This is a genomic window from Agrobacterium sp. (genome assembly GCF_032092815.1).
Taxonomy (GTDB): Bacteria; Pseudomonadota; Alphaproteobacteria; order Rhizobiales; family Rhizobiaceae; genus Agrobacterium.
On sequence record NZ_DAMDBP010000003.1, the window covers coordinates 142042 to 150420 of the forward strand.

Below are 8379 nucleotides of genomic sequence, written 5' to 3' on the forward strand. Positions count from 1 at the left end.
CAACGAAGTTGATAGCTCAAAAATTTAAAAGCGCAGATTGGGGAGGATCTGCGCTTTTTGCATTTCAGACCTATTGATCGGTCCGCACGGTCGCGCCTTTCGGCGCGCCGACACGCTCAATCTTTTCAGGCCGCCGACCGCCGCTCAGGCGAAAGGCCCAGATTTTCCAGAACTGCATTGACCAATGGCGCGCGGTTCATGGTGTAGAGGTGGAACTCGTGAAAGCCGCGACGCTGCAAATCCTCGATCTGTTCGGCAGCAACATCGGCTGCCACCTTTGCGCGGTCAGTCGGGTTCTCATCCAGCCCTTCGAAACGAACATCCAGGAATGACGGCACGCTTGTGCCGCAACGACCGGCAAAGCGCTTGAGCTGCGTCAGGTTCTGGATCGGCATGATGCCAGGAACCACCGGAATGGTGATGCCGGCCGCAACGACACGTTCCATGTAACGCTCGTATACATCATTATCGAAGAAGAACTGTGTCAGGGCACGTGTAGCACCGTTGTCGAACTTGCGCTTCAGCATGTCGATGTCAGCCGCCTCATCGGCGCTCTCCGGGTGTTTTTCCGGATAGGCAGACACGGAGATTTCAAAATCGCTGATTTCGCGCAAGCCCTTCACCAGTTCGGCTGCATTGGCATAACCGTCCGGATGCGGTGTGTAGGCCGTGCCGATACCGGTCGATGGGTCGCCACGCAACGCCACGAAATGGCGTACACCGGCCGCACGAAACTCGTCCACCACCTTGTGCACGTCGTCACGGCTGGCATCCACGCAGGTCAGATGGGCGGCCGTATGCAGCTTGGCATCGCCAATCATGCGGCGCACAGCCTCAAGTGTTGGTGCCTTTGTCGTGCCACCAGCGCCATAGGTCACCGAAACGAAATCCGGATTCCAGCGCGAAAGCTCGGCCACGGTTTCCCACAACTGCTTGTCCATTTCCGGCGATTTCGGCGGAAAGAATTCAAAGGACAGATGAAGACGGCCATTGGCGCGGTTTTGTTCTGTCGTGGCCATTGTCATGCCCTCCCCGAGGCAACTAACGGAGTGGATGCTGCTGCCTCGTTTGCAATCAGCAAACGTTGGTCCTTTGCAATCCAGATTGTAACATCCAGTGACTGGCTGCCGGTTTTGCCGGAGCGCAGATCAACCGCCTTGAGCAGCTCGAGATCGGACTTCTTCAGCCAGTCCTCAAGCGTTTGATGGGAGAAACCAAGCCTGACATGGGCATGGTCTTCCCGCAGATAATCGAATGAATGTGGCGCCAGATCGATGATGACAAGACGACCGCCTGGACGCAGCAGACGTGCTGCCTCGGCAATGGCACGGTCCGGCTCATCAAGGAAATGCAAGACCTGATGAATGACGATCAGGTCGAAATCCTGGCCCTCAAGCGGCAAATTGAAAATATCGCCATGACGGACCGATGCATTGGTAATGCCTGACTTGTCGAGATTGGACCGCGCAACAGCCAACATGTCGCGGCTGGCATCGATACCGATTGCCCGGCGGTAGACACCGCTCAGCAATTGCAGGATGCGGCCCGTGCCCGTACCGAGGTCAAGCATGGAATCGATCGGGCTCTTGCCGATCAGCCCCAGAAGCTGATTTTCAATCAGTTCGTCGCTGACATGCAGCTTGCGAAGTTCATCCCATGCGGCCGCGTTGCGGCTGAAATAATCCTGCGCACGCTCGGAGCGCACACGTTTGACATCCGCCAGGCGCTCGCCGTCACGCAGCAGCACAGCATCATCCTTGGCCGTCGCATCCAGCAACTGGCGCACCAGCGCGGCAGCATCACCATCCTGTTTCAGACGAAAATAGGCCCAGGCGCCTTCCTGGTAACGGTCGATCAGGTCTTCTTCCGTCAACAGTTTCAGATGACGCGAAACACGGGGTTGGGATTGGCCGAGAATTTCGGTAAGATCGGTGACAGTTAAATCGCCAGCAGACAGCAACGCCAGAAGACGCAACCGCGTCGGCTCACCAGCCGCCTTCAATAAATCCACCAGATTGTTCAATTCAAACTGCACGACACGCCTCGCCAAGACCCAATCAAGACATAAAGATATCTTTATGTGATTTGACGAAACGATGCAAGCAGTAATGCGGGATCATGTAAGCCATTTTATGGTCACGACAGGTCCCTCAGGGCAGCGTTCCGGCCGCCCTGAGTTGAACAAGCAAACTCAAACGACGTTGATGCTGACCTGCCAATGTTCGTAGAGCATTTCAACATCACCGCTTGTCAGCAATGGCATCACCGGATGCAATTGGTCATCGGGCCAGTTCCACCACTGCATTTCCAACAGCATCGCAATCAGACGCTCATCGAAGCGCGACCGAATGGTTCGGGCAGGATTGCCGCCAACAATGGCGTAAGGCTCGACATCACGGGTTACCAGCGCCCGCGTACCTATCACCGCACCATCACCGACTTTGACGCCCGGCATGATAATGGCCTCGGAGCCGATCCACACATCATTGCCGATGATCGTATCGCCAGCTGGTTTGTAACCGTTCTGAGCACCAACAAATGCCGGCACTTCCGGCATCCAGTAAAATGGAAATGTGCTGATCCAGTCGTTTCTGTGGCCCTGATTGCCAGCCATGATAAAGGACGCACCTGATCCAATCGAGCAAAAGCTGCCGATGATCAACCTGTCCGCACCGTCATCCGGCAAAAGATAGCGGGCACAATCATCAAAACTGTGACCATGGTAATAACCGGAATAATAGCTGTAGCGGCCAACTACGATGTTTGGGTTGGTGACCTGCTTGTCGAGCGTAATGCCCCTGAACGGGCTTTCAAAATAGTTCTGCATTGAAGTTCTCTCTGCATGTGTTTCGCCGCGGTGCACTTGCAGGCACGCGGCATCATCGCGAAAGATCAACAGATCTTGTCGCCACAGCCCCTCACGTCAGATGCGTGGGAGCACTATGCAGATGGTACACGGTGCAGACTTCATCCGTCGTTCGTAGCCTTTTTCCCAGCTGGAGGGAAGCCGGCACACCTCTTTCAAAGCCAGCCCCACAAATCGAACGTCAAAACGCAGCGCAATTGACAACGGCCGCAGAAGGTTCCCCTCATGCGGCCGCTTATGTCCACGTTGCGCTTAAGAGTGCGACCTATGGCATCAGAACTCGGTCCAGTCCTCGGCAACTGCCGCATTGCCGTGTGCAACTACGGCAGGGCGACGAACCGGTACCTGCCGTTGCGCGACGGGAGCAGCCCCCGCCACACGACGCATGGCGTCTGCTGTCGCATGCAGCTGCCCGATTTGCTGACCAAGCTGGAACTGCGACAGCAGCGAATTGAGATTGACGCTTTCCTGCGCAAGGGCTGCACCGGCCGCGTTCATCTCTTCCACCATCGCCGCATTCTGCTGGGTGGACTGATCCATGTGATTGACCGCCGTATTGACCTGCGCAAGCCCTGCAGATTGTTCGTGTGCCGCTGTGGCAATGGCTTCCATATGCACGTTGATCGACTGCACAAGTTCAGCAATTTCGCCAAGACCTGTTCCGGTATCGCTGACCAGGCGCACACCTTCACTGACAGCAATTTCGGAATTGCCGATCAGCGATTTGATTTCCTTGGCAGCATGGGCAGAGCGCTGCGCCAGTTCACGCACCTCCTGCGCAACCACTGCAAAACCTTTGCCCGCCTCCCCGGCCCGGGCTGCTTCAACACCGGCATTGAGAGCCAGAAGATTGGTCTGGAAAGCGATCTCATCGATCACGCCAATGATCTGACTAATCTGCTTGGAGGAGTTTTCAATCTTCTCCATGGCAGCGACAGCATTGCGCACCACATTGCCCGAGCTACCAGCCCGGTCACGTGCATTGCGCACCACATCACGAGCCTCACCGGCACGTCGCGAAGTAGAGGTGACATTGGCAGTGATCTGTTCCAGAGCCGCCGCCGTTTCCTCAAGCGAAGCGGCTTGCTGTTCGGTACGGCGCGAAAGGTCATCCGAGGCAGACGAAACCTCTTTCGATCCGCCTGTCACAGTGGCGACGGAGTGACCGACACTGGCCAGCGTTTCACGCAACTGGCGAACCGAACTGTTGAAGTCCTGCCGAAGAGCCTCGAACTGCGATGACAGCGGTTCATGCAACTCACATAACAAATCGCCGGCTGCCAGACGTTTCATGCTGGCCGCAAATGTGTTGGTTGCCGCAACCAGCCGCGCTTCAGCCTCCGCTTCGGCAATACGCTGCATTTCCAGCCGCTCGCGTTCTGCGCGACCTCGTGCCTCCGCCTCGGCGGCTTCCAGCTCTCGGTTGCGAATGGCTGCCTGACGGAACACTTCAACAGCATGTTCCATATCCCCGATCTCGTCCTTGCGGCCGGTAGACACCGTGTTGTTATCGATTTCACCCTGCGCAAGCCGTCCCATGATCTGCACCATCCGAGCAATCGGGCGCACCACGGTCATCGCCATCAAGCCGGAAAAGACGATCATGACACCGCCTCCGAGCACACACAGCACTGCAATCATCACAAGATTGCTGTATGCGCCACCTGCCCGCGTTTGCGCCATAGTCGTAATCCGCTGCAAATCCTCATTTTCGATCTGTTTGAGCGTTTCAATACGTTTGGTCGACACGCCAAACCAATTGGCACTGTCGAGCGCGCTAAGGTCGGAATTTTCACCGTTGGTAAGAATGACCGTGCGGATGGCCGTGACATCCCCAGTGACATCGGCAATCATCGCCTGATACCTGGCGCGTTCGCTTTCATCCAGCACAGATAGGGATGCATTGATCAGCGCCGTCTGCCCTCCAGCCATGGATGCAAATTCTGCAAATCGGCTTGGGTCGACGCGTTTTGCAGTAATAAAGCCATTGCCAAGTGCACGCTCCTGACCGGCAATTTCCTTGGCCTGCATCAATTGAACATAAGCAGACATCTGCTGCGCTATCGCCGCATCCTGCGCGGTCGCAGCGATCGTGCCGGAAAGGCCAACAATTCGACCAACAACACCGGTGTAGAAACTGAAGGATTGGGCACCGGTGGCTGACAGGCTGTCTACCGAGCGGCGCAGAACGGCAATTTCGCCAATACCTGCGCTGATCGATTGTTGCGAGCCCGCAAGATCAAAATCGACGGACTGCGCCAGTTCCTGCGACACGGCCTGGAACTGACCAACTGCCGCATCTGTCTGCGAACGGGCGCTGGAAAGCTGCGAGGCATTTTGCGTACCCTTTGAGGCAATAAACCCTGCTGTCAGGCCACGCTCTACTTGCAAGGCATGCACCATGTCGCTCAGCTTCTTGAGCTGTTCGCTGGCAGTGCTGATCTGCTGCATGTCATTATAGATGAACAAACGATCCGCTATCTGGACATAGGCAAGGTAAGCGGCAGCAAGCATGGGCAGGGTGACTGCCGTCCACAGTCGTTTGCTGATGGAAATATCGACCAATCTCATGAGACACTCCTGAATTCTGGCCTCATGCCATCAAAAATTGTGCCGATCATGCACCGACACAACTTACGGGTCGCCCGTTAAGGAAAACTGAAAACAAGTGCCGAAACAATGGCTTAAAATGACAACAGTCAAGCTGCACACAAATGTCGCAGGCCATATTGTCTTCATGAAGCGGAAATATTTGCCGCACAAAATAAAAGCCTCTGCACACATAGCGTGCAGAGGCTTCGAGGACTTATCCGTATTTGGACAGGTTTTAGCGCGTCAGGCGCTTATAGGCCTGGCTGCCCGGGTTGAGGGCATCCGGACCGAGACGACGAATCTTGTCTTCTTCGTAGTCTTCGAAGTTGCCTTCGAACCATTCAACATGGCCGTCACCCTCAAAAGCGAGGATGTGAGTCGCCAGACGGTCAAGAAACATGCGATCGTGGCTGATGATGATGGCGCAACCAGCGAAGGCTTCGAGCGCGCTTTCCAGAGCACCCAGCGTTTCCGTATCAAGGTCGTTGGTCGGTTCGTCGAGAAGCAGAACGTTGCCGCCGGCCTTCAGCATCTTGGCAAGGTGAACGCGGTTACGCTGACCACCCGACAGATTGCCAACCTTCTGCTGCTGGTCGCCCCCCTTGAAGTTGAACGCACCGCAATAGGCTCTGGAGTTCATGTCGAACTTGCCAAGCTTGATCACTTCTGCGCCGCCGGAGATTTCTTCCCATACGGTCTTGTCGGCATTCAGCGCGTCACGGCTCTGGTCGACATAACCGAGATGTACGGTCTCACCGATGCGGACAGAACCAGCATCCGGCTTTTCCTGACCGGTGATCATCTTGAACAGTGTCGACTTACCGGCACCGTTCGGGCCGATGATGCCAACGATACCGCCCGGAGGCAGCTTGATCGACAGGTCGTTGATCAGCGTGCGGCCTTCAAAGCCCTTCTTGATGCCTTCAAGTTCGATAACAACCTGACCGAGGCGCTCAGACACAGGGATAACGATCTGCGCATCGCCGGGACGAATGTTTTCAGCTGCATCAACCAGCTGTTCGTAAGCCTTGATACGGGCCTTCGACTTTGCCTGACGGGCCTTCGGGCTGGACGCAATCCATTCCTGTTCACGCGACAGAGCCTTCTGGCGACCGGCTTCTTCACGGGCTTCCTGCTGCATGCGCTTGGCCTTGGCGGTCAGGTATGCAGAGTAGTTGCCTTCGTAAGGAATGCCGCGGCCACGGTCGAGTTCGAGAATCCAGCCGGTGACGTTGTCAAGGAAGTAGCGATCGTGGGTGATCATCATCACGGCGCCAGGGTAATCGCGCAGGTGCTTTTCGAGCCAGGCGATCGTTTCCGCGTCAAGGTGGTTGGTCGGTTCGTCGAGCAGCAGCAGATCAGGCTGCGACAACAGCAGACGGCAGAGCGCGATACGACGACGCTCACCACCCGACAGAACGGTTACATCAGCATCCTTTGGCGGGCAGCGCAGGGCTTCCATCGCCATTTCAACCTGCTGCTCCAGATCCCACAGGTTCTGGCTGTCGATGATGTCCTGCAGCTTTGCACCTTCATCGGCAGTTTCGTCGGAGTAGTTCATCATCAGTTCGTTGTAACGGTCGAGGACGGCCTGCTTGTCAGCAACGCCTTCCATCACGTTTTCGAACGCAGTCTTGGCCGGGTCGAGCTTCGGTTCCTGCTCGAGGTAACCGACAGTCGCGCCTTCAGCGAGCCAGGCTTCGCCGGTAAATTCCTTGTCCTGACCAGCGATGATGCGCAGCACCGTCGACTTACCGGCACCGTTCGGGCCGAGAATACCAATCTTGGCATCCGGGTAGAACGACAGGTTAACGTTTTCGAGGATCTTCTTCGCCCCGTAGGACTTGTTAAGACCAGACATATGATAAATGAACTGACGTGCCATTAAAGGAATGCTCCGCGCCATGAAATGAGTTTTGCCGCTATGTAGGCGAAATGACCGTGTGGGGCAATGTCGAAACGGGAAATATCCCATTTTGAAGACAGGCCGACCGTGGAAAGACCGGTCAAAATCCTATTGCAAACGGCTGTGATCGATGCGGAAAACCTGCAGACGTGATACACCGCCATCCGTCAGCCTTTCCAGACCCGGCCAATCCTGTCCCTGTGCCAGCGCCGTATAAAGCGCGCCATCGGTGGTATTCAGCTCAAATGTCAGACGGCACACCGCCACATAGTCGAACGGTGCCAGCGCTTTTATCCGGTCTTCGGCCTTGTCGGAGAGAAATGCAGTCAAAACCCGACGCATGCCCGGTGCCGTGCGATGGAACGGCGCAGATGCAATCGTAAAACCATTAGGCATTGCCGCTGCGAGCGGCATCGCCAGCCCCTGCGGCGCGATGATGCGCCCCGGCGTTAGCCTTGCCAGAACAGACATGTCCTGTGCCTCGCACTGGTCAAACGCCATCAGGTCAACGGAATGATAGGTGCCCGCGCCTTTTGAAAAACCAAGCACCACACCGGCAAACACCAACACGCTGACCACGGCAAGTGAGACAGCAGACATGATCGGGACCAGACGTCCGTTTTGCAGCCGGAACCAGTAGAGAGAATAAACGACGAAGAAAGGAACAAGCAGGCTCGGGAACTTCAGATACCGCCCCATCAGCAATGCCAGCACAAGTGCGCACAGCAGTACGGCATAAAGGATAATGCAGGCCGGGCTTTGCCGAAATCCCCTGCCAGCAACCGGAACGAGGGCAAAAAACACCAGCCCGCATAGCGTGGCGAGAGCGACCACAACCCCACTCGTATCAACACCATAGAGATCAATGACATTCTTTTCCTGCAGCAACCTGTTGAGCCACAGCTCACGCTCGAGCGGTCCCAGCATGCCATATGGACCTTGCAGACATTCAGGGAAAAGATAGGCAGTGACGGCGATGATGATCAGTAGCGGCACCGTTATGGCCAACACCTTG

General features: G+C 56.0%; 5 protein-coding genes and 1 pseudogene. All 6 read right to left on the reverse strand.

All coding sequences use genetic code 11. The features are described 5' to 3' along the window. Positions 1–125: 125 nt before the first annotated feature. Positions 126–1019, reverse strand: a complete 894-nt coding sequence (gene metF / locus RT613_RS02600) for a methylenetetrahydrofolate reductase [NAD(P)H] (protein ID WP_313612725.1) — start codon at positions 1017–1019, stop codon at positions 126–128. Between the two features lie 2 nt (positions 1020–1021). After that, on the reverse strand, positions 1022–2035 hold the full coding sequence (locus tag RT613_RS02605; protein ID WP_313612726.1) for a metalloregulator ArsR/SmtB family transcription factor: 1014 nt from the start codon (positions 2033–2035) through the stop codon (positions 1022–1024). A gap of 156 nt (positions 2036–2191) precedes the next feature. Continuing rightward, positions 2192–2827, reverse strand: a complete 636-nt coding sequence (catB, locus tag RT613_RS02610) for a type B chloramphenicol O-acetyltransferase (protein WP_313612728.1) — start codon at positions 2825–2827, stop codon at positions 2192–2194. A gap of 312 nt (positions 2828–3139) precedes the next feature. Beyond that, positions 3140–5437 (reverse strand): methyl-accepting chemotaxis protein, encoded by a 2298-nt coding sequence (locus RT613_RS02615; protein ID WP_313612729.1) that lies wholly within the window; start codon positions 5435–5437, stop codon positions 3140–3142. A gap of 256 nt (positions 5438–5693) precedes the next feature. Then, positions 5694–7343: an energy-dependent translational throttle protein EttA gene (gene ettA / locus RT613_RS02620; RefSeq protein ID WP_313612730.1), complete on the reverse strand. Its 1650-nt coding sequence runs from the start codon at positions 7341–7343 to the stop codon at positions 5694–5696. Positions 7344–7472: 129 nt separating this feature from the next. Then, positions 7473–8379, reverse strand: a pseudogene (locus RT613_RS02625) (hypothetical protein); the annotation flags it as partial.